Annotated in this window: 17 protein-coding genes; 7 read left to right on the top strand and 10 right to left on the bottom strand. The window is 46.0% G+C overall.

The genetic code is table 11. The features are described 5' to 3' along the window. Positions 1-78 precede the first annotated feature (78 nt). Positions 79-3,336, top strand: coding sequence for a sensor histidine kinase (locus CSH92_RS05785; RefSeq protein ID WP_100656661.1), 3,258 nt, complete (start codon positions 79-81; stop codon positions 3,334-3,336). Positions 3,337-3,385: 49 nt separating this feature from the next. Here the strand turns inward: CSH92_RS05785 and CSH92_RS05780 are convergent, their stop codons facing one another. Beyond that, positions 3,386-4,801 carry an FAD-dependent oxidoreductase gene (locus tag CSH92_RS05780; protein ID WP_100656660.1) on the bottom strand — a complete coding sequence of 472 codons (1,416 nt, stop codon included), beginning with the start codon at positions 4,799-4,801 and terminating at the stop codon, positions 3,386-3,388. An 18-nt stretch (positions 4,802-4,819) separates the two neighbouring features. Further along, positions 4,820-9,286: a glutamate synthase large subunit gene (gltB, locus tag CSH92_RS05775; protein WP_100656659.1), complete on the bottom strand. Its 4,467-nt coding sequence runs from the start codon at positions 9,284-9,286 to the stop codon at positions 4,820-4,822. A gap of 613 nt (positions 9,287-9,899) precedes the next feature. Here gltB and arcB point away from each other — a divergent pair. Together arcB and CSH92_RS05765 are read left to right on the top strand one after the other, a co-directional pair. After that, on the top strand, positions 9,900-12,248 hold the full coding sequence (arcB, locus tag CSH92_RS05770) for an aerobic respiration two-component sensor histidine kinase ArcB (RefSeq protein WP_100656658.1): 2,349 nt from the start codon (positions 9,900-9,902) through the stop codon (positions 12,246-12,248). A 274-nt stretch (positions 12,249-12,522) separates the two neighbouring features. Continuing rightward, positions 12,523-13,041 carry a YbhB/YbcL family Raf kinase inhibitor-like protein gene (locus tag CSH92_RS05765; protein ID WP_205662127.1) on the top strand — a complete coding sequence of 173 codons (519 nt, stop codon included), beginning with the start codon at positions 12,523-12,525 and terminating at the stop codon, positions 13,039-13,041. Between the two features lie 93 nt (positions 13,042-13,134). Here the strand turns inward: CSH92_RS05765 and CSH92_RS05760 are convergent, their stop codons facing one another. The 4 genes from CSH92_RS05760 to CSH92_RS05745 are packed head-to-tail and all read right to left on the bottom strand — an operon-like array spanning position 13,135 to position 16,655. Continuing rightward, positions 13,135-13,725 (bottom strand): BON domain-containing protein, encoded by a 591-nt coding sequence (locus tag CSH92_RS05760; RefSeq protein WP_100656657.1) that lies wholly within the window; start codon positions 13,723-13,725, stop codon positions 13,135-13,137. A 2-nt stretch (positions 13,726-13,727) separates the two neighbouring features. Continuing rightward, the gene (locus tag CSH92_RS05755) at positions 13,728-14,321 is read right to left on the bottom strand and encodes a phosphoheptose isomerase (RefSeq protein ID WP_100656656.1); all 594 of its coding nucleotides are present in this window, start codon (positions 14,319-14,321) and stop codon (positions 13,728-13,730) included. Between the two features lie 2 nt (positions 14,322-14,323). Then, positions 14,324-14,686, bottom strand: coding sequence for a YraN family protein (locus CSH92_RS05750; protein WP_100656655.1), 363 nt, complete (start codon positions 14,684-14,686; stop codon positions 14,324-14,326). Beyond that, on the bottom strand, positions 14,670-16,655 hold the full coding sequence (locus CSH92_RS05745; protein ID WP_124916927.1) for a penicillin-binding protein activator: 1,986 nt from the start codon (positions 16,653-16,655) through the stop codon (positions 14,670-14,672). Before CSH92_RS05745 ends, CSH92_RS05750 begins: the two co-directional genes overlap by 17 nt. Positions 16,656-16,826: 171 nt before the next feature. Here CSH92_RS05745 and rsmI point away from each other — a divergent pair, with 171 nt between their 5' ends. Both rsmI and CSH92_RS05735 read left to right on the top strand, forming a co-directional pair. Further along, on the top strand, positions 16,827-17,714 hold the full coding sequence (gene rsmI / locus CSH92_RS05740; protein WP_100656653.1) for a 16S rRNA (cytidine(1402)-2'-O)-methyltransferase: 888 nt from the start codon (positions 16,827-16,829) through the stop codon (positions 17,712-17,714). Between the two features lie 235 nt (positions 17,715-17,949). Beyond that, entirely contained in the window at positions 17,950-20,010 is a 2,061-nt protein-coding gene (locus CSH92_RS05735) for a TonB-dependent receptor (protein ID WP_100656652.1), read from the top strand. Positions 20,011-20,016: 6 nt separating this feature from the next. Here the strand turns inward: CSH92_RS05735 and nspC are convergent, their stop codons facing one another. The 4 genes from nspC to CSH92_RS05715 all read right to left on the bottom strand — a co-directional run bounded on the left by nspC (position 20,017) and on the right by CSH92_RS05715 (position 23,807). Beyond that, entirely contained in the window at positions 20,017-21,153 is a 1,137-nt protein-coding gene (nspC, locus tag CSH92_RS05730; RefSeq protein ID WP_420807492.1) for a carboxynorspermidine decarboxylase, read from the bottom strand. A 12-nt stretch (positions 21,154-21,165) separates the two neighbouring features. Beyond that, positions 21,166-22,365, bottom strand: coding sequence for a saccharopine dehydrogenase family protein (locus tag CSH92_RS05725; protein WP_100656650.1), 1,200 nt, complete (start codon positions 22,363-22,365; stop codon positions 21,166-21,168). A gap of 80 nt (positions 22,366-22,445) precedes the next feature. Then, positions 22,446-22,844: a hypothetical protein gene (locus CSH92_RS05720; protein ID WP_100656649.1), complete on the bottom strand. Its 399-nt coding sequence runs from the start codon at positions 22,842-22,844 to the stop codon at positions 22,446-22,448. A gap of 54 nt (positions 22,845-22,898) precedes the next feature. Continuing rightward, positions 22,899-23,807, bottom strand: a complete 909-nt coding sequence (locus CSH92_RS05715; RefSeq protein ID WP_164084663.1) for a 1-aminocyclopropane-1-carboxylate deaminase/D-cysteine desulfhydrase — start codon at positions 23,805-23,807, stop codon at positions 22,899-22,901. Positions 23,808-24,005: 198 nt separating this feature from the next. On the opposite strand from CSH92_RS05715, the gene CSH92_RS05710 reads away from it, so the two are divergent. Beyond that, complete coding sequence (locus CSH92_RS05710; RefSeq protein WP_100656647.1) at positions 24,006-24,524, top strand: chalcone isomerase family protein; 519 nt, start codon at positions 24,006-24,008, stop codon at positions 24,522-24,524. A gap of 98 nt (positions 24,525-24,622) precedes the next feature. After that, positions 24,623-25,162, top strand: a complete 540-nt coding sequence (locus CSH92_RS05705) for a DUF3833 domain-containing protein (RefSeq protein WP_100656646.1) — start codon at positions 24,623-24,625, stop codon at positions 25,160-25,162. Positions 25,163-25,174 lie beyond the last annotated feature (12 nt).

Here is a 25,174-nt window from a genome sequence, read left to right as displayed (position 1 = left end):
CAGCGCTCCAACGGATTTGACCATGCGCAGTTTCAGGTTGATTCATACCGTACTCTTGGGGGCGTAGTCGTTCAATCAATGGTTGCCAATTTTCAGCTCGTTGCTTTATTCCATCGATTTATTATCGTCAGCTTAGTCCTCTTAAGTTTGTTGTTATCCACATACGTTGACGCAAAACAATTTTTCTTCGATGTTGACCGCTATTCAGTTAAGTCTGGACTCCCTGACAGCACTGTATTTAGTATTGCTCGCGACCAACAAGGCTATTTATGGCTGGGTACACCGAATGGACTGTCGCGCTTTAACGGCCAGACATTTGACAACTTCTCAGCAGCGAATCCCCAAGGGACCGAAGTCACGTCGCGCAACAACAGTAATATCTTTATTGATAGTCAACAAAGGCTCTGGGTCGGTACCTGGGGGCAAGGGGTTTTTGTGTACGATCAGCAGTTGCGCCTCAAGTTACATTTATCTGAGCAGGCGGCTGAGTCACTGCGACTATATAGTAATTTAGTGCAGACTTTCTTCGAAGATGCGGCAGGTAATGTGTGGATCGGCACAAACGGCGGAGGTGTATCTGTATTCCTGAGGCAGTCCAATCGTACGCAAACCTTTATGCAAAGGGACGGCGACTCTGTTGGCCTCAGTCACAATCGAGTCTGGCACATAAATCAAGATGTGGATGGCGCTATCTGGATTGCTACTGGTGCGGGCTTAGATCGTATTCGAAATAATGACTTCACAGTTGAACCAATTAATGCGCTGCTGGCAGACGACAGCCTCCTGTTTCAGGAACGCATTCGACGTTTACTGATAACGCCTACCGGTGATATGTGGGTGGGGACCGAAAACGGCATATGTAAAATGACCGCCACGCGGGATAGTTGTTCTACTATAGCCGGGTTTAATGCGCAAAATGTCACCGACGTGCGCATCACAGCATTGGCCCTTGGCGACCAAAGCCAGTTGTGGATTGGTACACTGTCAGGCCTTTATCTCTATGATATTAACACAGAGAATTTTATTCCGTTGGTCAATGGGCAGCGATTAGCTTTGCTTCCGCATGATGATATTAGAGATATTGTATATGACAGCAATGGTGTGCTTTGGGTTGCGTCACGGCCTTCTGGGCTGATTAAAATAAGCTTTATTGGCGATTCAATAACAGGCTTCACAGAGTATCAGGACAAACAGGGAAGTACAGCTGATATTGGTCGCGTGCATGCTTTACTTGAAGATTCGCAGCAACGGGTATGGATAGGCTCTACACAAGGCCTGTTAAGACTTGACCCCAGTGAGACGACGCCGCAAATGGTCGATCCGGATATCGGACTAGTGATTGTTATCATTGAAGATGCAAAAGGTGATTTGTGGGTTGGCAGTAACAAAGGACTGTTCCGCAAACGCAGCCGTGAAAATGAATTTGTTAACTTGCAATCGCTGTTCCCCGATACGCAAAGTTATTTAGTCGAATCCTTATTACATTCCTCTGATGGCTTGGTGTGGATTGGAACTTCACACAATGGGCTGTTTGTGTATGACGGACAAGCAATTAAACGTGTTGATCTTAGCTCCGTCTGGCCACAATTTACCCAAGCGGCGATTGCTGCAATAGCGGAAGATCGACACCAATTTATTAATGTTGCTGTTTTGGGTTCTGGCGTTTTACGCTTCCGTCTAGATAGCGAGCGACGGCTGGTTTTTCAAGCAGGACAAGAGGGAGACTTAAGTAGCAATAATATTGTTGATATGATCCGTGATAATGAAAATACACTTTGGGTTGCTACAGACAATAAGCTCAACAAGCTTGATGATATTTCCAATACCTTCCAGTACTTCCCTCAGGATAGCAGGATCCAAAACCTTGCCCTCAAGAAAGTCTTGGCAGATGTGAACAACGCCATTTGGTTCAGCACTGCGAACGGAATTTATCAACTGAATTCTCAACGTACGCAGCTTGAACACTTTACTAGCGATAATGGACTGCACGCAGACCAATTTGTCATTAAGTCAGGATTTGCGAGTGCTAATGGTGATTTGTATTTTGGGGGAACTACGGGCTTCTCGAGGATCCGCACGGCGTCATTACAACCAATTAAGGTAAATTCAAAAATTACCATTAGTCATGTAACTGTTGATGACATTGACATACTTTTTACTGAGCAAGAGCCTAAGAGGGTGCACGAATATAGCCACTCTACTAAGGATATTAGCTTTCATTTTGCTGATTTAAACCTGCTTTCTAATATCGCGGCAAATTACTCTTATCGTTTAGTTGGGCACAAAGAAGAATGGTCATCGCCAACAGAAAAGTCTACGGTCAGCTATGCTGGTTTATCTCCTGGAGACTATGAGTTTCAGGTAGTAAGCACTGGAAAAGGGATTAACCAAGAACAAGTAGCAACTTTTAGATTCAGTATTCTAGCACCCTGGTGGCAAACACCTTCGGCGATTGTTTGTTACGTACTGCTGGCCGTGTTGTTTTTTAGCGTTTGGAACCGCTGGCGCATGGCGACGCTTAAAGCGAGTAACGAGCACTTAGAAATGGAGATTAAAAAACGTAGTGAAGCGTTGGTAAATGCCGAAACACAGCTGATAGAGTCAGAAAAGAACGCTTCTTTGACTTCGCTGGTTGTCGGTGTTGCCCATGAAATAAACACGCCAGTCGGTATTGCAGTTACTGCCTCTTCATTGATTCACGATGATGCGCAAAAATTATTAAGCAAATTCAAGGAGCACAAAGTTACACGGTCTGACTTTGAGAAAACGCTAAGTAGTATCACGGAAGGATCAGCATTAATTGCTACAAACTTGGAGAAAGCCAACAATCTTGTGCATAGCTTTAAGAACTTATCGACCGATCAAATTTCGCAAACTAAACGGCAGATTGACTTAAAGACATATTTGTACGAAGTACTTGTAAATCTTGGGCCAACAATGCAACGAGCTAACGTGGAATGGCAACTTGATTGTCCTGAAAATATCCGTTTAGAAACTTATCCAGGCGCAATTTCTCAGTTGCTTACACAATTAACCTTGAATGCAATTGAACATGCTTTTAGTGCGACGCTATCACCAAAAATTACCATTGTAGTTTCTATTCAAAACAACACGGCGAGTCTACGCTTCAGTGATAACGGCTGTGGTGTTAGCAACGAGATAAAAGAGAAAATCTTTAAACCTTTTTTTACCACGCGGCGTCAAGCAGGAAGTGTTGGTCTTGGCCTGCAGATTGTCGCCAATATCGTAACCATTCGGTTAGGCGGGACTATCTCAATCAGTGACAATGTACCGTCGGGTACGACTTTTATCTGCGAGTTTGGGTTAGATACTTAATGTCTGCTCTCGCAACGCGCCAGAGCCCTGACGCATTGCTGGAGCGAGGTTATACGCCGATATAATCGAGGATGCCTTCCGCGGCTTTGCGACCTTCATCAATAGCCGTGACGACTAAATCACTGCCACGTACCATATCGCCCCCTGAGAATACCTTTGGGTTTGAGGTTTGGAATGCGAACGTGCCGTTAGCAGGAGCGCGTACCCGGCCTTTCTCATCGAGAATAATGCCAAAATCCGCAAACCAGCTAGCTGGACTTGGCTGAAATCCAAATGCGATTATAACTGCATCTGCTTCGAGTATATGCTCTGAGCCTTCAACTTCAACTGGTCGACGTCGACCTTGTGTATCGGGCGGTCCCATCTCCGTGCGCACCAGCTTAACGCCAATGGTCTTTCCGTTCTCATCAACCGCAATATCCAGTGGTTGTAGGTTAAATTGAAATTCAACACCTTCCTCTTTGGCATTGACCACCTCGCGGCGTGATCCCGGCATGCTCTCCTCATCTCGGCGATATGCGCAGGTAACACTCGCTGCACCTTGTCGGATAGACGTCCGCACGCAGTCCATAGTGGTATCTCCACCACCGAGAACAACCACACGCTTGCCCTGCATATCAATAAACTCGTCAGGTGATTTTTCGAATCCCATCAGGCGATTGATGTTGGCGATCAGAAATGGCAACGCTTTGTATACACCGGGCACATCTTCATGTGCAAAGCCGCCTTCCATTGCCTTATAAGTGCCCATGCCAAGAAAAACAGCATCGTATTCATCTAATAGTTGTTGAAACGGAATGTCTTTCCCAATTTCAGTATTGAGGACAAATTCGACCCCCATCTCGGTAAAGATCTCGCGGCGCAACTTGACCACGTCTTTTTCGAGTTTAAAGGACGGAATGCCAAAAGTAAGCAAACCACCAATCTCTTGGTATTTGTCAAACACCACGGGTTTAACCCCATTTCTAACTAAAATATCGGCACAGGCCAGGCCAGCGGGGCCTGCACCTACGACAGCGACTTTTTTGTCAGTCCAGGTGACACCAGACATGTCCGGACGCCAGCCCATTTTGAAGGCGGTATCAGTAATATATTTCTCGATGCTTCCTATGGTTACTGCGCCAAAGTCATCATTGAGCGTACATGCGCCTTCACACAGGCGGTCTTGTGGGCAAACGCGGCCACATACTTCAGGCAAACTGTTAGTCTTGTGAGAGAGTTCGGCCGCTTCCAGAATACGTCCTTCATTGGCAAGGCTTAGCCATTGAGGAATATAATTGTGTACCGGACACTTCCACTCACAGTATGGGTTACCGCAATCAAGACAGCGGTCAGCCTGACCTTCGGTTTGTGACTGCGTTAACGGTTGATAGATCTCACCGAAATCTTCTTTGCGCACAAGGATGGGCTTTTTCGGCGGATCAATTCTTTCAACATCGACAAATTGATAAACGTTCTTGGCCATTTTTAATACTTCCTCACACTACTGCGCTTGTAATTGAAGTTCTGACGTAGAGCGGCTAATGTGCCCTAGTAGATTCTTCACATCACTGGTTTTGGGTTTGATGAGTCGGAACTTGGCGACTTCATCGCTGAAATGAGTCAGTAAATGCAAAGCATGCTCACTGCCTGTTTCCTCGTAGTGCTGATCAATAAGGCCGCGTAAATGCTCAGTTAAGATACCCTTTTGTTCAACTGGTAAAATCTCTACTAATTCCGGATTAACACGCGCAGTGATATCATCGTTGGCATCATATAAATATGCAAAACCACCGGTCATTCCGGCCCCAAAGTTCACCCCAATACTACCAAGTACAGCAACGATCCCACCGGTCATATATTCACAACCATTGTCACCGATTCCTTCAGCGACCGCGATAGCGCCAGAATTACGTACCGCAAACCGTTCACCTGCGCGTCCGGCTGCAAATAACTTGCCGCCTGTCGCACCATACAAGCAGGTATTACCCATGATTGCGCTGTGATGCGGATCAAACTGGATCCCGCGCGGAGGATGAATAACCAGCTTACCACCGGCCATTCCTTTACCCACATAGTCGTTAGCGTCACCAATCAAATGCAGATGCACGCCGCCAGCATTCCAAACGCCGAAACTTTGACCTGAGGTGCCACGTAAAGTGATCTTAATCGGACTATCATCAAGTCCTTCATTGCCATGCACTTTGGCAATCGCTCCAGACAAGGTTGCGCCTACACTGCGATCGGTATTGCGAATCGCGTACTCCAAATTAACACCCTTACCAGTCGCGATTGCCGTTTCACAATCGCGCAAGATTTGCTGGTTTAACAAGCCTTTATCAAGCGGTGCATTCGTCGTCTCAGAGCAGAATAAGCGTGTGTGTTCACCAGCTGCAGGCTTGGCTAGCAGTGGTTGCAGATCAAGTTTGGTCTGCTTGGCGGTCTGCCCCTCTAAGACCGTGAGAAACTCCGTTCTGCCAATCACATCGTCAAGACGGCGCACGCCAAGTGAAGCGAGTATTTCACGAACTTCTTGAGCGACAAACTTAAAGTAGTTCATAACCATTTCAGGAAGGCCGATAAAATAGTTGTCGCGTAGTTTTTGATCTTGCGTTGCTACGCCTGTAGCGCAGTTGTTAAGGTGGCAGATACGCAGGTATTTGCAGCCAAGCGCGACCATCGGACCAGTGCCAAAACCAAAGCTTTCGGCACCCAAGATGGCCCCTTTGACTACATCTAGCCCAGTCTTTAACCCACCATCAGTTTGTACGCGTACTTTATGTCGTAAGCCGTTTTCTACCAGCGCCTGTTGCGTTTCAGATAAGCCTAACTCAAATGGGCTGCCCGCATATTTTACTGAGGTCAATGGACTCGCGCCGGTACCGCCGTCATATCCTGAAATGGTTATCAAGTCTGCGTAAGCTTTGGCAACCCCAGTGGCAATGGTACCAACACCTGGCTCAGAAACGAGTTTCACCGAAATAAGCGCTGCAGGGTTCACTTGCTTCAAATCAAAAATTAGCTGAGCTAAGTCCTCGATTGAATATATATCGTGATGCGGTGGAGGAGAAATTAAGGTTACCCCTGGCACCGAGTAACGCAACTCGGCGATGTATTTATTGACCTTATCACCGGGTAATTGCCCGCCTTCACCCGGTTTTGCGCCTTGTGCTACTTTGATCTGAATGACACTCGCATTGACTAAATAATGCGGTGTTACACCAAAGCGCCCGGAAGCAACTTGTTTTATCTTTGAGTTGCGCTCAGTGTTAAAACGAGCCGGATCTTCACCGCCTTCTCCCGAGTTTGAATTACCGCCGAGCCTGTTCATCGCAATAGCTAATGCTTCATGCGCCTCTGGGCTCAATGCGCCAATCGACATGGCTGCGCTGTCAAAGCGTGGAAATAAATGCTCGGCAGGTTCTACTTCGCTAACGTCAATCGGCTCAAGTGAACTGGTAAGTCCAAACAAGTCACGCAGATGTGCAGGCGCGCGCTGATTAACTAAGTTCGCGTATACTTTATAATCGTCATAGTCACCAGTTTTAACCGCCTTTTGTAGGCTTTGTACCACATCAGGGTTGTAAGCATGGTATTCGCCATCGTGGACATATTTTAGCAATCCACCATGAGACAGTTTTTTGCGTTTTAACCAAGCAATGCGGGCGAGATTTAAGGTGTCTTGTTCGAAATCTTCAAAGCTTGCGCCCTGGATCCGACTAGTAACGCCTTTAAAACATAAGTCCATGACACTGCGATTAATGCCAACCGCCTCAAATAATTTAGAACTGCGGTAACTGGCAATGGTGCTAATACCCATTTTTGACATGATCTTGTATAGACCTTTGTTGATCCCTTTGCGGTAATTCAACACAGCGTCTAATACAGGAATGTCAAATTCTTTGTGTTCGGCCATTTGCTCGATGGTTTCATAGGCCAAAAACGGATATATCGCTGTCGCGCCTAGTCCAATTAGCACAGCAAAATGATGCGGGTCACGCACACTGCCGGTTTCCACCACGATATTAGCGTCACAACGTAATTGCTTGGCCACCAAGCGTTGATGCACTGCACCTACTGCCATGGCCGCAGGAACTGGAATACGGTTCGGTTTGATATGACGGTCTGACAGGATTACAAACGCAGCATGCTTTTGCTTCACCAGGTATTCAACTTCGCCACAAATACGTTCAATGGCTTTTTTCAGACCTTCCTCGGGGGCGTAGTTAATATCGACAACTTCAGAATAATAGTTCTCTGGATTGAACTCTCTAAGCTGCTTCAGATCCGTATACATCAGCACGGGGGATTCAAATAATACCCGGTCAGCATATCCGCTGGTTTCACTGAAAACGTTTTGCTCGCGACCAATACAGGTTGCGAGTGACATTACGTGGTTTTCCCGCAATGAATCAATTGGAGGATTGGTTACTTGGGCAAATTGTTGGCGGAAGTAGTCATAGAGGATCCGTTGGCGCGATGACATGACTGCCATTGGCGTATCATCACCCATAGAACCCACCGCTTCCTGGCCATCTTTGGCAAGAACTTTTATTATTTGCTGGATCTCTTCATAACTGTAATTAAACAGTTTGTGATAGGTTGCGATGGCGTCGTCATCAAACACGCGTTTACCAATCAACCCGGCATCCATTTGTTCTATTGGTGTGAGACGGCGTATATGCTTAGTTAGCCATTCTTGATACGGGTGTCGGCTTTTTAGGTCGTCATCTATTTCAGCCGAGCGCATGATTTTGCCAGTGTAAGTATCTACCGCCAGCATTTCACCAGGCCCAACCCGACCTTTTTCTATCACGGATTCAGGGGCGTAATCCCAAATTCCTACTTCTGAAGCGAGTGTTATGAAGCCGTCATCGGTGATCACATAACGTGCAGGACGCAGGCCATTGCGATCCAAATTACAGGCGACGTGACGACCATTGGTCAATACTATACCGGCCGGTCCGTCCCATGGCTCCATGTGCATTGAGTTAAACTCGTAAAAAGCCCGCAGTTCAAGATCCATAGTTTTGTTGTTCTGATAGGCGGGGGGCACCAATAAACGCATAGCCCGGAATAAATCCATACCACCAGCCAAGAACAATTCCAGCATGTTATCTAACGAACTGGAGTCCGACCCTTCAGTATTCACAAAGGGGGCAGCATCTTTCAAATCTGGGATCAATGGCGTCGCAAACTTTGCTGTGCGCGCCATAGCCCAATCCCGATTGCCTTTAATGGTGTTAATTTCGCCATTATGAGCAAGGAATCTGAATGGTTGTGCCAAAGGCCACTTCGGCAAGGTATTGGTAGAAAATCGTTGGTGAAACACGCAAATGGCACTAGCCATGCGGGGGTCCGCTAAATCTAAATAAAACTTAGGCAAATCACAGGGCATTACAAGCCCTTTGTAGATGGTTACCAGAGCAGATAAGCAAGCAACATAAAAATCCGGATCATCGGTTAGCTGCTTTTCGACCCTACGGCGGATCATAAATAAGCGTCGCTCTAGATCACGTTTACGCCAGCCAGGAGGTGCATTAACAAACACTTGCTCAATTTGAGGAACCCCTGTTTTCGCAAGATCACCCAATACACTATGGTCGACGGGCACTTGGCGCCAACCGGCTACGGCAAGCGTTTCTTTGGTTAATTCTTCTTCGATAACCTTGCGAGCGCGCTCACGAAGGTCATTGTTCTGACTAAAAAATATGGTACCTACACCATATTTTTTACTCAAACGCCAACCGTTGTCCTCTGCAATCGCTTGAAAAAACGAATCGGGTTTTTGCAACAAGAGCCCACAGCCATCACCCGTTTTACCATCTGCTGCGATCCCACCGCGGTGTTGCATACGATCTAGCCCTTCGATCGCCGTGGTGATAAGTCGGTGACTCGCCTCACCTTGCACATGGGCGATAAGGCCAAATCCGCAGTTATCCCGTGAATCAGCAGGATTATATAAACTCATTCCAAAACTCCTATTGCTTTTCTTAGCGTGCCAAATGCAACGATAAGAGGGCAGATCAAGCACACATTATTAAGCACGCTAGCACAGCATAGACCTCTTTGTGGCTATGTTAGAACTGCGTGTTTGTATTGTATTACTGTCGTTGTACTTGTGAGGATACAGGCCCTATTGAACCGCATTTTTATTCATTTTTATATACTGCGGACGAAACAAAATACCCGTGTCCAGCGGGAAAATCAATTGGAGTTTCTCGGTTAATCGGATTACTTCGAATGAAATAATTATAAACGTAATTAAAACATGGGTTTATATATTTATTACAACAGTTGCATATGCAACTAATTTACTCCTAAATTAGGCTGATTAAACGCGCTTTGCAGGGTGTTAACATCCAGTTTACAAACCTGAACAAAGACTCAATCGAATACGGGGTAGAGCATAAAAATGCAAAATATCAGTATTATTGTGAATTTTTATGCATTGTAGGTGTGTGGTTAACTGGGTATGAATCCCGTGGCATAAAAAATACCTTAAATAGACAGTGAGTAGAGGCTAACAACTCAGCTTAATGCTGGTAACATGCAGATATCGCTGAATCAAAACGATCATTTGCATGCAACAACAACCTTCAAAAGATTCCTGGGCTATTCGCTTTGCTCAATTTGTAGAGCGCATTGGCACCATTAAGTTAAGTATTCTATTTGTCTTGGGTAGCCTCGTTTTTACCATTGGCGGTTCCTATATCATTCGGGTCAGTTTAAATAGTTCGATTGAACCGGATGACTTTATCAGTGCTATCGTACTGACCATGCTCAGCGCACCGTGGGTGTTATACTTTTTTAGTGAATTAGTGAAGCATCTGGAACACTCAAGAACTGATTTGCAAGACCTTGTGCAGCAAATGGAGAAACTGCGCGAAGAAGACGTGTTTCTCAATCGCGAACTGCAAAACAATATACGTCAGTTGAATCATGAAATAGAGCAGCGTAAAGCGGCTCAACTGGAACGCGAAACTGTGTTTGTTGAATTGGAAAAGGAAATTAGAGATAAGTCTGAGCAAGAACTGCAAGCGCGCCGTTTATCGACATTGCTACGTTCGATTATCGATGCATCTCCCGATTTGATTTACTACCGCAATGAAGAAGGGCGTTTCGCCGGATGTAACCGTGTAGCAGAGCAATTAACCGGTAAGACGCAAGACGAATTACTGGGTTTGACACCCCACGACGTTTATGAAGAAGACCTCGCCAAGCAAGTCGTGGCCAGTGATCATGAAGTACTTGAGAGTAACGCCAGTATTACTGAAGAACTCTGGTTACGATTCGCAGATGGTCGTCATCGTTACTTTGAAATGCGGAAAGTGCCCTTTTTTGACAACGAAGGGAATCGTCTTGGGCTTTTAGCATTTGGGCGCGATATGACTGAGCGTAAGCAGGCTGAAAGCAAGGCGGCGAAAGCCAGCAAGGATAAAACCCGCTTTATTGCGACGATCAGCCATGAACTGCGCACTCCGTTAAACGGTATTGTCGGCTTAAGTCGCATGTTGCGCGACACAGAGTTGAGCAAGGAGCAATTTAACTGGGTAAGTACGATCTATGCCAGTGCTATCACTTTGGGCAATATTTTCAACGATATTATTGATTTAGACCGACTTGATCGTGACAAGCTGGAATTATCCTTAAAGACCGTATCTTTGCATGAGTTTACTGACGAACTGGGCAGCATTATTCGCTTGCTGGCGGCTGACAAGGGGTTAGATTTCGTTTGGGAAATAAAAGAACCTCTACCAACGCTTATTGAAGTGGATGGCACCCGACTGCGCCAAGTGTTATGGAATATCATGTTTAACGCAGTTAAGTTTACGCCCCGAGGGCGAGTAGCTCTTACAGTTTCGGCGACCTTACCTGAACAAGGGGTTTCTCTGGTTAAGTTTGTTATTGAAGACACTGGGGTTGGGATCCCGCAGGAGGAGCTGGATAAGATTTTTGCGATGTACTATCAAGTTGACCACCCTGATCATCAAACCGCCACAGGAACCGGTATTGGCTTGGCCATTTGTAAGCAAATGGTGGACTTAATGAGCGGTAAAATTACCGTGCATTCTGAAGTGGGTCATGGTTCTTGTTTTGAAGTTGAATTACCTGTTGCCATCTCAACAAAGCCTGTGCAGCTAGAATCATTGAAAGTTGATAAGTTACACATTTTATTAGTTGAAGATATTGAGTTGAATGTGATGGTTGCCAAGGCACTACTTGAAAAGCTAGGGCAAACTGTCGATGTGGCAATGACTGGCCAAGAAGCGATTGATAAGGCCCGTGAGAATACCTATGACCTCATCCTGTTAGACATTCAATTACCCGACATGAATGGTTTTGAAGTGGCCAAAACACTGCACGAAGAAGATTTGGTCATGCAAACTCCTATCGTTGCGTTAACCGCCAATGTGATTAAGAAACGTGAGGAATATTTAGAAAATGGCATGGACGACATTATCGCAAAGCCGTTAAAGAAAAGCCGGGTGATAGAGGTTTTCAACGCCTTGTTTGATTATTCTCCAGGTGCAACCAACCGAGCAAACTCAACAGCAAAACCCAACAAAGATCTGGGCAATGTGCTTGACTTGGATTTATTGCAGATGCTCGTGGATACTATTGGTGAGGACATGGTGCGCACTAGCGTCAAAGTATTCCAAGAAAAAATGCCGGAATATATGGAAATACTGCAATTGAGTTTAAGTGCTGACGAGAAATCAGAAGTTTGTGCGCAAGCCCATAAAATTAAAGGGGCTGCGGGTTCAGTAGGACTGGCTCGGGTGCAACGAATTGCGAATCAAATTCAACAAGGTGACCACCCTGCATGGTGGCAAAATGTCCAAGACTGGGTAGAGGAACTGCAAGAAGCAGTGCACAAGGATATGGTAATGCTCAACGACTGGCTTAACGAACAAACCATAGAAGATTGATATAAAAGGAATTTATTGATGGGGAAGCGATTAGTTCTTGCTGCTGCCATTTTTGCCCGCGCAAAGTGGAGATCCTGAGCTGGCTCTAGTGCAGTCGCGACAGCCTCTACGTTGGTACCAATCGCCACTGCCTTACATAGCTATATTGTTGCTTTGTGCTAGTGTTGTTGTTTATTTCAGTTAACGCAAAGTTGTTAGCCTGTCTGAAGGCATGAATATTGGCCGCTTTTTCCCTATCAATAGGTATAAGCAGTGATAATAAGGAGAATCTATTATGACAACATTATTGAAATCCATTATGCCTGGCACGATGTCCATACGTAGCAATGATATTGCACACGGCGAATTTATGAGTAAAAAGCATGAAGCCGATGTGTTTGGTGGCGATGGTGAGAATACTTCTCCTCATCTAGCCTGGGAAGGTGCGCCAGAAGGCACTAAAGCCTACGCAGTGTTTTGCTACGACCCAGATGCGCCAACCGGTAGTGGATTTTGGCATTGGCAACTGATTAATATTCCCGCTGATGTAACTGAACTTGCTACGGGCGCAGGCAGTAGCGATTCAGCTAATCTTCCAGCTGGAAGTTTTCAAAAGATCAATGATTATGGCACGGTAGGTTTTGGCGGTGCTTGTCCGCCTGAGGGGCACATTGCCCATCGCTATCAGTTTACCGTGTTTGCATTGAGTGATGTTCTTGAGATCCCTGAAGGGGCATCTTCTGCGGTTGCAGGCTTTATGGTAAATGCCCATGCTTTGGCGTCAGTGACTTTGGAAGCGCTTTACAAACGTTAACTTGTACAGCGCGAAAAGCGCAGTCCGCTGGTTCGCGCTCTGCTTAATTGAATTAATCAATGCAGAGCGCTTATTTGGACCGAAATCTATTCTTTAGGACTTTAAATCAAAAGCGCGGATAACCTTATTTACCCCATCCACGTTGCGAGCAATGTCGACAGCAGCATTAGCTTCCAAAGTCGATAAGCGCCCCATTAAAAAGATCTCACCATTCTCAGCAATTACCGAAACGTTGAGTGTTGGTACTCGCTCATCGGTGATGAATTTGGCTCTGATCTTATTGGCTAACCAAATATCATTCGCTTGAGTGGTTGCGCCAATCGGTTGCCCAACTCGAATTTGATTGTGGATCTTACTGATATTTTCGACTTTCTGAGTCGCATCGATCGCCATTTGGCGCAGCGCTTCAGTAGGAGCCTGGCCAGTAAGTAGTACAACTGAATTGTATACATTCACTTGAATGTTGGCTTGTTCGCGCAGTGCTTCGACTTGAGCGAGCTGAAACGCAACGCGACCTTGAATGGTTGTGTCGTCGAGTTGCGTACCAACAGTGCGGCGGTCATTAGCGCTCACCGCAGCAACTGTTCCTGCGGCGCCTACCGCTAAAATCGTACAACCACTTTGGGTCAATAGTGTTAGTGCTAAGACTACACTCAAGAACGAGTACTTTTTGATGTCACGCATGCTTAACTATCCGCCGCAATAGGGAACAAAGTATCATCAATGCATTCACACAGATTGTGAATGACCAGTAAGTGTACCTCTTGGATACGCGCGGTGCGCGAGGAAGGAACACGAATTTCGACATCATTAGGGCCAAAGAAGCCAGCCATCTCTCCGCCGTCCTTGCCGGTTAGCGCTACGATCGTCATATCACGTGATAAAGCGGCTTGCATGGCATTGATAACATTGCGTGAATTTCCGCTGGTCGAAATGGCAAGCAAAATATCACCAGGTTGGCCAAGTGCACGAACTTGCTTAGCGAAGACCTCATCATAACTGTAATCGTTGGCGATAGACGTTAATGTGGATGTATCCGTTGATAATGCAATCGCGGGCAAGCTGGGCCGCTCTCGCTCGTAACGATTAAGTAACTCTGAAGAAAAGTGTTGTGCATCACCGGCAGAACCCCCATTCCCGCAGCTTAAAATCTTATTTCCATTGATTAAACACTGGGTCATCATCATGGCTGCTTTCTCGATAGACTCTGGGAGTACTTCGAGCGCAGACAGTTTGGTTTGCACACTTTCAGTAAAATTCGCTTTGATTTTTTCTATCATTGTTATCCCGTTACATTTTTAATCCATTGGATTGAGCTTTCATCTAGCGCGATTAAATCAATCCGAATTGCAGTATCATATTCATTCAAGTGATTATCCATTAAAAACACCCGAACTGCATTAACCACTCGACGTAGCTTCATTGCAGAAAGTTGCTCTACCGGATACCCGTATTTATGTGCACTGCGAAACTTAACTTCGACAAACACCCAAGTCGCTTGTTCCCGAAAAATTAAGTCAATCTCGCCACATTTACAACGATAGTTGCGGGTTACAAAAGCAAGCCCTTGTTTCAGTAAATACGCGAGCGCACGACTTTCAGCGTTATCTCCAATCGCTTTATTTTGGTTACCTTGGGCTGGCAATCACTCGAACCTGTTCGTTATCAATGATGGCAAGTGGTAACTCTCTTACAACTTCATTCTCACTATTAAGGTGTAAGCGGCCGGTAAGGCCATAATCACTCAATTGTGGGACCACAGCCATATGCCGCATTACGTGCATCTTTTGGAATGCATCGTAGCCAAGCGCAAACAGGCGTTTTAATGATTCACGCTGATTTGGGTAAAGCATAGTGTATTCACTTGCTAATTCTTGCCATTCTGAATTCGGCATCATCCAAGGCATATCAATAAAGTGAATGTTTTGTAAATCTCGAAGTAAATTTTTACTGCTATCAAAACGAATACTGCGTGACGTTACATAAACGGGCACATCTTTGTCAGTAAAAGGACTGAGACTGGCTTCAATAACCGGATTGAGTAACTCTGTTTGGTCGGGGCTCGAAAAGGCAATAATGGCATCGATATCACGTCGGTTGCGAGGCACATTATACAGCTCAGGGATTAAAATACTTTCCAGCTGATTGATCCGGCTTTTACTCTGAGCAACATCTAATGCGCTGGCGATACCATCACGCATACTGTTAATGCTGTCATAACTGACCACTGTAATGCCCTGATTGTCTGTCAGTTGATTGAGTTTTCGCCATTGACTTAAAAACGCAGCCGCCATGCGTTGATTAACACTGTCTTGTGAGTGCACCATAACTGGCGCGCGATATCCTTGATTGAATATATGTAGTGCTAACTGCTGCGCTTCATCTTCGGGTGCTAGGGCGAAGAAATAGTGCTCTTGTAACACCTGCTCAGCAGCTTGTTCGCTGGTGGTGGCGATGTCACTGGGCAACGGTTCAGCTAATAATGGGGCTTCAGCAGAAGATATCTCAAGGCTTTCAGTAACCCGATTGAGCGCCAACAAGGTTGTAGATGCGGGCAATAGTGGCTCAATACGTACAATCTCTTCACGCAACAATGGACCTAAAACAATGTCTATATCGCTCAGCTGCTCAGCTACCACCTCTGCGGTTAACGTTTCGGAATCAACAAATCGGAGATCTATCGGCTCATTATCCGGAGTTAACGTTTGCTGATGTTGAACATACGCAGCAACGATCCCCTGTTTAATTGCCAGTGCTTGGTTAGCTAAACGCCCACCAAACGGCAACAGCACTGCTACGCGCTTAATATTAGCCTTCTGCACTTGTATACCATTTACTAGTTCGGCGGGTGGATATAGGGCTATTGGATGTTCAGAATTATTGATCACAAACTGCTGAAAGGTTTGAAAGAGACGCTCTGGGTCAGCACCGTACTCACGCAGCATCGCGGCTACAGTTAACCATGGGTGCAGCACATTACCGTTACGTTGGTTCAACCATTGATACTGTTGTTCTGCGGGTACTTTATTCAGCCACTGCCAAATTAGTTGGTTGTCCTCTTCAGAAACTATTGATTGGCGAGCTAGCGCTGCGGCAGCATCGACCCACAGACCTTCTTGTGCATAGGTTTGAGCCAACAATTGCTGTTGTTGCGCGCTCAATGCTGCGTCATTTGAGTAGGTTTGAAGAAGGTTTAAACGTGCTTCCAGAGTTAAATCATTACGACCTGCGCAGGTCGCTAAGATTAGATTGAATTTAGCGCGATACACGTCAGTAATCGAGGGTTTTAAAGCATGTAACAGGGTCAATGCTCGGTCACATTGCTGTTGCGTTTTATACAAGTCTGCTGCCTGTAATAAGTAGTCGGTCGCTGTTGCATTCAGTGGACCTCCTTCTGCCTCAATCGCCGCAGTTTCTCTAGCCAGGTCAATCAGTGCCTCAGCAGTGAGCATTTCATTTTGCTCAACATCGACCGGCTGATTGATCTCTGGCACAGGCAAACGGCTCGCTGTGTTTGGGGTTGAACCACAGCCAGATAATAAAACCAGCAATCCAAGTAGCACTGTATGTAGTATTGCAAAGTGCGCTTTAGCAGATAAATTCAATGCACGCATACCGTTCAATTAATTAAGACTAAAGAGTTTAACACTAGGCATTTGCAATGTACCACTACCGCAGCGCGAATTCGGGCTAAAGTACAGGAAGGTACATGATGTACAATAGAGGCTAAGCCGGATCCCGTGATACACTTTTCGTCTTACTCGATGAGAACTCTCTAAATCTATATGCAACCGCTGAACGAATTAATTGAAAATCATGCTGCGCTTAATACCCAAAGCGCTGAACCCGGCACGCTATACATTGTGCCTACGCCGATTGGTAACTTATCCGATATGACATTACGTGCGCTGGCAATTCTGTCGAGCGTCGATGTAGTTGCAGCAGAAGATACTCGACACAGTAAGCGTTTGTTTGAGCATTTTTCCATCCACGCTAAACTGATCTCTATGCATCAGCACAATGAGCAGCAGCGTGCGGAGATGTTGTGCGCACGTTTGCAAGAAGGGCAAAGTGTGGCGTTAATTTCTGATGCTGGCACGCCCTTGATCAGTGATCCGGGTTACGTCATGGTGCACCATTGCCGAGCTAACGATGTTCCAGTGGTGGCTTTGCCGGGTCCATGCGCGGCAATTACAGCATTGAGTGCTTCAGGATTGCCGACCGACCAATTTCACTTTATCGGCTTTTTACCGGTTAAGCAGCAAGCCTTAGTCAACAGTTTATCGGCGATAGCAGCTGCACCCATGACTACGGTTTGCTACGAAGCGCCACGGCGAATTCTCGCGACGATTGAAGCCTGTTGTGAGTACTTGCATCCAAGTCAAACAATTGTACTGGCAAAAGAGTTAAGTAAAACGTTTGAAAGATACATCAGTGGCTCACCGGACCAGGTCAAAGCTTGGTTATTGGCTGATGAGAAACATCAAAAAGGTGAGTTTGTACTTATGATTTCTCCATCTCAAAGTGGCGGCGAAGCTATGCCTGCGGAGGCAATCAACTTACTGCAAGCATTGAGCAATGAACTACCCCCGAAGAAAGCTGCGGCGATTGTTGCAGCCCATTTCAACCTGAAGAAAAATGCGTTGTACGCCTGGTTAATGGAGAACAAATGATCGTTTAGCGATAACCCGGCGTTTAATAACTCAATCAAAAAGTGTTTAGCGGCACTCTCATTTGGCAAGTCAGTATAAGACATGGACTTTGTTAATGGATAATCAGCGCTCGTTAAGCCTAGTATTTCAGACTCGACTAACTGTGAGTAACCTGCGATAAGTTTGGGTGTCTTCATTTATAGAGTTGTTATCATAATTTTTCTAACAACCCCAACAACATGAACTTAAGAGAGAAATGAAACAATATTTGGCCATTTTCAGCTCCCTAATTGTATTTGTCTGTCAAGAGTCTTTTGCCCAGCCTGATAGCAGCGATATTGAACGTATCACCACAACATCGTCGCGTCTCGCTAGCATTGCACAAGAGCAGGGTGGGGCTCTGGGTTGGTTGGATGAGCAAGCACTTAGCATAGTTAACCCACAGCATATTGAACAAGTGATCAATCGGATTGCTGGCGTAAATTTGCAGCGCGGTAATGGTCAGGAATACCTGCCTGCAGTGAGATCTCCGGTATTCACTGGAGCTGGAGCCTGCGGTGAGCTTCTTACAGCTGAAGATGGTATTGCGCTGCGGGCAGCGGGATTTTGTAACATCAATGAGTTATTTGAAGCCGGCACAGAGTATGCGCAAGGTATTGAGGTGCTTAAAGGACCGGGTACGGTAGTTTATGGTTCGAATGCGATCCATGGTGTTATTAATGTACTGACCCAGGATCCGATATCCGCACCAAATAGAGTTAGTGCTGAGTGGGGCTCCTACGGCTATCAGCGCGGCCTGCTTACGGTGGGTAACGACAGCGAGCTGCACGGTTTAGGTGCGCATTTATCTGTTACGGATGACAATGGGTACCGAGACAACGAAGGTTTGTCACAGCAAAAACTGCATCTTCGTTATCGTCATGAGGTGGCGAAAACACAATTAGAAATAGGCGTAAGTGCAAACAATCTAGACCAAGAAACGGCTGGATATATCGTAGGTTTAGACAGTTATAAAAATCTTGCCATAGCGCGTTCAAATGCCAACCCAGAAGCGTACCGAAAGGCTACAGCCGTGCGCGGGTGGGCTAAAATTTCAAATACCAGTGCAGGTGATAATCGTTGGCAAGTTACACCTTATTTTCGCTGGCAGGATATGGAATTCTTAATGCACTTCCTACCCGGCCAGCCTTTGGAAGAAAATAGTCAGCAAAGTGTGGGAGTGCTATCGACCATACTCTGGCAACTGCGCTCTGATGTTGAGTTGCAATTTGGGGCTGATGCGGAAGTCACACACGCAGACTTAGCCCAAACTCAAGCCGAAGCCACTCCAGGTTCAGCCTTTTTACAAGCCACGATTCCGGCGGGTAAACAATATGACTATCAAGTCGACGCTACGCAGATTGCTGGATTTGCGCAAGTAAATTGGCAAGTATCGCTAGACTGGCGCATTACCGTGGGCTTGCGGGCTGAATCAATGCGTTATGACTACGACAATAGGATGGTTAGCGGACGGGTAGACGAAAACGGCCAGGCATGTGGGTTTGGTGGATGTCGCTACTCTCGGCCTGAGGATCGAAAAGATAGTTTTTTCAATCTCACTCCGCGCGTTTCATTATACTATCAAGTCGATTCTAATGCCGCCTGGTACGCTACATTGGGTCAGGGGTATCGAGCACCGCAAGCAACCGAGCTCTATCGCCTGCAGAGAGGGCAAAGCAGCGCAGAGCTGGATAGTGTATCGGCGTTAAACGCAGAAGTAGGCTACCAATTTTTTGCCAACGATTGGCAACTACAAACGGCGGTGTATGCGATGAACAAGGACAATGTGATTATTCGTGACAGTGACTTCTTTAATCGCAGTGACGCAAAAACTCAGCATCGTGGTATCGAAGTATCGCTGCGCCTTCCGCTCTCAGATGCGTGGGCGTTCGCCACAGCTTTGAGTTACAACAAGCATACTTATGCCAGTGATTTGGGTGGTGAAGTTGTAGGGAATGATATGGATACTGCCCCGCGTTGGCTGGGTGGCGCACAATTAGAATGGCAACCGAGTTCTTCGCTGCGGGCGGAGTTAGACTGGGAATTTAGTGATGATTATTTTATCGCCCCAGAAAATAGCGACCGTTATAACGGTCATCATCTGTTTCATTTACGCGGTGTATGGCAGATCACACCCCAATTAACGGCGACCTTGCAAATCAATAACTTATTTGACAGAGCCTACGCTGAGCGCGCTGACTTTACCACGTTTAGTGGTCCCCGATACTTCCCTGGTGAGCCGCGCAATGGGCAGCTTGGAGTGCAGTATTACTTTTAACGGGCGTTAGGATAAACGCCCTTTAAAATCTTCGTAGTTAAACGTGCGGATAACATCTAAGGTGTTATCTTTGCGCAAGATTGCAATTGCTGGATGTTCAACCCCATTGAAAAATGTGGTTTTGACCATGGTGTAGTGCATCATGTCTTCAAACTGCAAGCGGTCACCGACTTTTAACGGTTGGTCAAAAGTATATTCGTCGATGACATCACCGGCTAAGCATGAATTTCCACCCAGTTTGTAGCTGTGTGGTTTGTCACCTGGCTGACCCGCATGCAAGATGCGCGGGCGATACGGCATCTCCAATACATCTGGCATATGTGCCGTTGCAGAGATATCCAAAATTGCAATTTGCTGTTGGTTTTCGACAATGTCGACTACTTCAGCGATCAAAGGGCCGGTATCCCACGCGACTGCAGAGCCAGGTTCCATAATGATCTCTAGGTGTGGATAGCGCGCTTTAAAGTCTTTCAATGTCGTAATCAAATGTTCGACATTGTAGCCTTGCCGCGTCATAAGATGTCCACCGCCTAAGTTCAACCATTTCATTTGACCAAGCCATGGCGCGAACTTTTCTTCAATCGCTCTAAGCGTACGTTCTGTGGCAAAGGAATCACATTCACATAAATTGTGGACATGAAATCCATCAATGCCGGTCAGGTCGATTCCGCGTAACTGTTCAGCCCGAATCCCCAAACGTGAGCCTGGAGCGCACGGGTCGTAAAGTGGTGTATCCGCTTCTTGGTTTTCAGGATTGACTCGCAATCCAACTGATAATCCCGCAGCTTCGACAGTCGCTTGATGACGTTGCCACTGAGCGATACTGTTAAATGAGAGGTGATCTACCAGTTGCACAAGCGCTTGCATATCTGCTTCTTTATAGGCTGGAGAATAGGCATGAACTTCACCACCCATTTCATACTTTGCAAGTTTTGCTTCCCACACCGAACTGGCTGTAGCGCCATGTAAGTATTGACCGATTTGTTTGAAGGCTGACCACATCGAAAAGCCCTTGAGAGCAAGAATAATCTTGACTCCGGATTCAGCTTGCACACGCTGCATGAGTTGCAGATTACGTTCGAGTTTTTCTTCAATCAGCACATAGCATGGTGACGGAATATCACGTCGAGTGGTCAGGTCCATAGTCATTCCTTATTAGCGCGCGAATGGGGAGTCACATTCGAGTACATGCCATGGCAGACCGTGCTGATTCAGCATGTCCATGAATGGATCAGGATCAAACTGTTCCATATTCCAAACACCGGGCTGCTTCCAAGTGCCGTTCAGCATTAATGCTGCACCAATCATTGCGGGCACACCGGTAGTATACGAAACAGCTTGTGCACCCACTTCTTCAAAACAGGCTGCATGGTCACAATTGTTATAGATAAAGATGGTTTTCTCTTTGCCGTCTTTAATGCCCGTTATGTAGGTACCGATACAGGTTTTACCGGTATAACCCTCTGCCAGAGAGCCGGGATTAGGCAATACGGCTTTCAAAAACTCCAGTGGCACAATTTGCTGACCTTGGAATTCAATTGGCTCTATACTGGTCATGCCGATCCCTTCCAATACTCTTAAGTGAGTAAGGTAAGCGTCGCCAAATGTCATCCAGAAGCGTGCACGCTTGAGCGTTGGGAAGTGTTTAACGATAGACTCCAGCTCTTCATGGAACATTAGATAAGAAGCGCGCACGCCAATGTTCTGATAGTCCAAATCTTCGCGCACACTGAGAGGATCGGTTTCCTTCCACTCGCCATTTTCCCAATAACGACCGCGCTGAGTGATCTCACGAATATTAATTTCAGGATTAAAGTTGGTCGCAAAAGCCTGACCGTGATCACCGCCATTGCAGTCTACGATATCTAAATAATGGATTTCATCGAAGTAATGCTTCGCTGCATAGGCGGTATAGACGTTGGTAACGCCCGGATCAAATCCTGAACCAAGCAATGCCATGATCCCTGCGTCTTTAAAACGCTCCTGATAGGCCCACTGCCAAGAATACTCAAACTTAGCTTCGTCTTTTGGCTCGTAATTCGCAGTGTCTAAGTAATCAGTTTTGGTGGCTAAACACGCATCCATTATGGGTAAGTCTTGATACGGTAACGCGAGGTTGATCACCAAGTCAGGGTTAACCTTATTGATTAATGCTTCTACTTCTTTCGCGTTGTCTGCATCAACAGCAAACACTGCCTTAACTCGATCAGCGCCAACCTCTTGTTGCAAGGCTTCACACTTTGAAACAGTGCGACTCGCTAAATAAATTTCATCAAAATGTTCGCTTAAACGGGCGCATTTCTTAACTGTAACTGCGGCCACTCCGCCGGCACCGATAATAAGTACTTTTGCCATAAACTAATATCCTAAAGACTCTCTTTGATTTTGCGCTGAATGCTAGCAGTAAATCACGATCTTGCAAGTGAAGTTAATCGCTAAATGACCTGTGGTGTACCGAATGATACGCCGTTTTCATCACGCCTGAGCGGATAAATATATTTTTGTGTTTGGTTGAAGGAACGGGTAAACGTGACCACCAACACCTCCTGCCGGCAGGGCCCCAATCGCTGTTCAGCTAGATAGACCAATACACTCTCTGCGTTGTCTAATTGATGGCTGCGCTCTAATATTAACCATTCAAGTTGCTCGATTAGAGCGCCCTGGGCAGCTTCATTGTCAGAACACACCACACAATCAATCTGCTTTCCAATTGCCAGTGTCGCAAAGGGAAAGAAGGAACTACCCAAACCTAATAAAAGTCGGGCAAAATCCAGTGAGATTCGAACCAGTGCATGAGCGCTAACAGTGCCCAGACACGGCAATTGTTTACGCATATCTCTCTCCAGCAACCCTAATGTCTGATTAAACGGAAAAAAGGATTAATTGGTTCAACACTGAGATGGGCGCGCACCTTGCAACCCCCCTGTATGTAATAACGCAAGTTGGCTTCCTACAGGAAATTGACCACTTTCAACAACATGCTTAAACGCATGCAATGCCTTGCCTGAGTAAACTGGTTCAAATGGGATTGCCAGTTGCTGCTCCATTTGCTGGCAAAACATCTGTAGTTCTGCAGGTGCTTTTGCATAACCGTTAAAATGATGTTCATGCGTTAGCGTATATGGGGTTTTGGGCCCTTTGCTTAGCAATCCTTTGACCAACTTACTTAGATAGTCAGGCCCTTTTAATACTGCGACGCCTAATAAAGCTTTTATTTTACCCTCACTCAAAGCGAGTCCGGCCAGCGTGCCTCCGCTGGCTAACGGGCAGACCAGTAAATCCAATTTAGTCGTTATCTCGTCGTGCAATTGTTGCATACCAACAAAATGGCCTTGCGCGCTTCCACCTTCTGGAATGATGACAGACACTCGCAAGCGATGCTGCAACTGGGCTTGGTATTGGGGATCCGTACGGCGTTGGTATTCGATTTTAGTCACGTAAATAATCTTGGTTCCCCAGGCAATGATATCACGCAACATGGGGGTTAGATTGTGTGCATAGTCTCCACGGATAACAGCATAAAACGGTATGTTTAAACGGTAACAAATATAGCCTAGGGCATGAATATGATTGGAATATCCACCGCCAAAACTGGCAACCCCATGCTGCTTAGCTGTAGTTATCTGGTCGAGCATCGGCATTAGCTTGCGCCATTTATTGCCCGAAATAATCGGGTGGATCAGATCATCTCGTTTGACCCACAGAGTGTAGTCTTTGGCATTTCGCCATTGCGGTCGTATCCGTTCCAGTGGGCTAGGTATGGTAATTGATAATTGCGAGTGAATAAGCGCGTTCAAGAGCCAGCGGGTCAGTCAAAAAAAAGGGGTCGATACTCCGATTATTCGGGAATTCAGTTGTAATGTACAGTCCAGCTCTCGCTTTGCACGCATGAGGTAGGAGCTGAAATACCCAATGACAAAAAATTAACGTCGGTAATTGATCAGACTGTCTTAACTCGCGTATCAAATTTTATTACACCAATGCCGGAGACTGTAATGAGCGGCAAAAAACTGATGCTTACCTTGATTGCTCTCCTTGGATTACATGGAGTTACAATGGCGGATTTACTTGTTTCTGAACCAGAGTTGGCAGACCACAAATTGGTCGGAGAGGCAAAACTGGAGTACTTCTTTTGGGATATTTATCGAGCCAGACTTTATGCGCCAAATGGGCAATACGCACCAGATGAAAACTTTGCACTGGCAATCACATACTTGCGAGATTTTAAAGGCGAAGACATTGCTGAACGTTCGTTAGACGAAATTCGTCAGCAAGGGTTTGATGATAAGCAGCGCCTTATGGAGTGGGACGAGAAAATGAAGGCAATATTTCCCGATGTGCAGGAGGGGCAGTCTATAACCGGTGTAGCTTCAAACGGAGTGTCGCAGTTTTATTTGGATTCAAACCCGATCGGTGCGGTAGATGACGCAGAATTCACCCGACGTTTTTTTGCTATTTGGTTGGGCGAGAAGACGTCAGAGCCTGGTATGCGGCGCAAATTACTCAATTTGTAGACGCGCGTCGGCTTAATTTTTTCACATACAACGGACAAATGAAATAGTCAGACGGTACCAACAACGATCGAATGCTTGGTCTCTCTGCAGGAGGTAAAATGAAAACACTTATACGCTCTTTGTTTATTATCACTACGATGCTGGGGTTAAGTGCCTGTAGTGTTTCGATTGATGGCGAAGATTACAAAAACGTCCAACCTACCTTTGAAATCAACAGTTTTTTTAACGGCAAAGTTAAAGCCTGGGGTATTGTACAAAATCGCAGTGGTGAGGTGGTTCAGCGCTTTATTGTAAATATTGATGGGCGGATGGACGACGACGTACTGATTCTCGATGAGGCATTTGAGTACGGTGTAGGCGATGGCCCTAAAAGCCGAGTCTGGCGGATCCAGCGCGCGTCTAATGGTAAATACATTGGCAATGCCGGAGATATTGCTGGACCTGCTCAAGGTATTGCCCACGGTAATGCGTTTAATTTCAGGTACGAGATGGACCTTCCTGTCGATGGCACTACTTATCGTGTCGCTTTTGATGATTGGTTTTGGGCGTTTGATGAGAACACCATGATGAACCGCAGCTATATTAAAAAGTTTGGCTTGGTGATGGCCGAAGTTACCATTTTTATGCAGAGACAATAGTCGAGTATTTTG

It is taken from the genome of Neoalteromonas flava, assembly GCF_002807685.1.
In the GTDB taxonomy this organism is placed as follows: Bacteria; Pseudomonadota; Gammaproteobacteria; order Enterobacterales; family Alteromonadaceae; genus Alteromonas_E; species Alteromonas_E flava.
The sequence above is the reverse complement of the archived record's forward strand: the minus strand, read 5'-3'. Positions and strand labels throughout refer to the sequence as shown.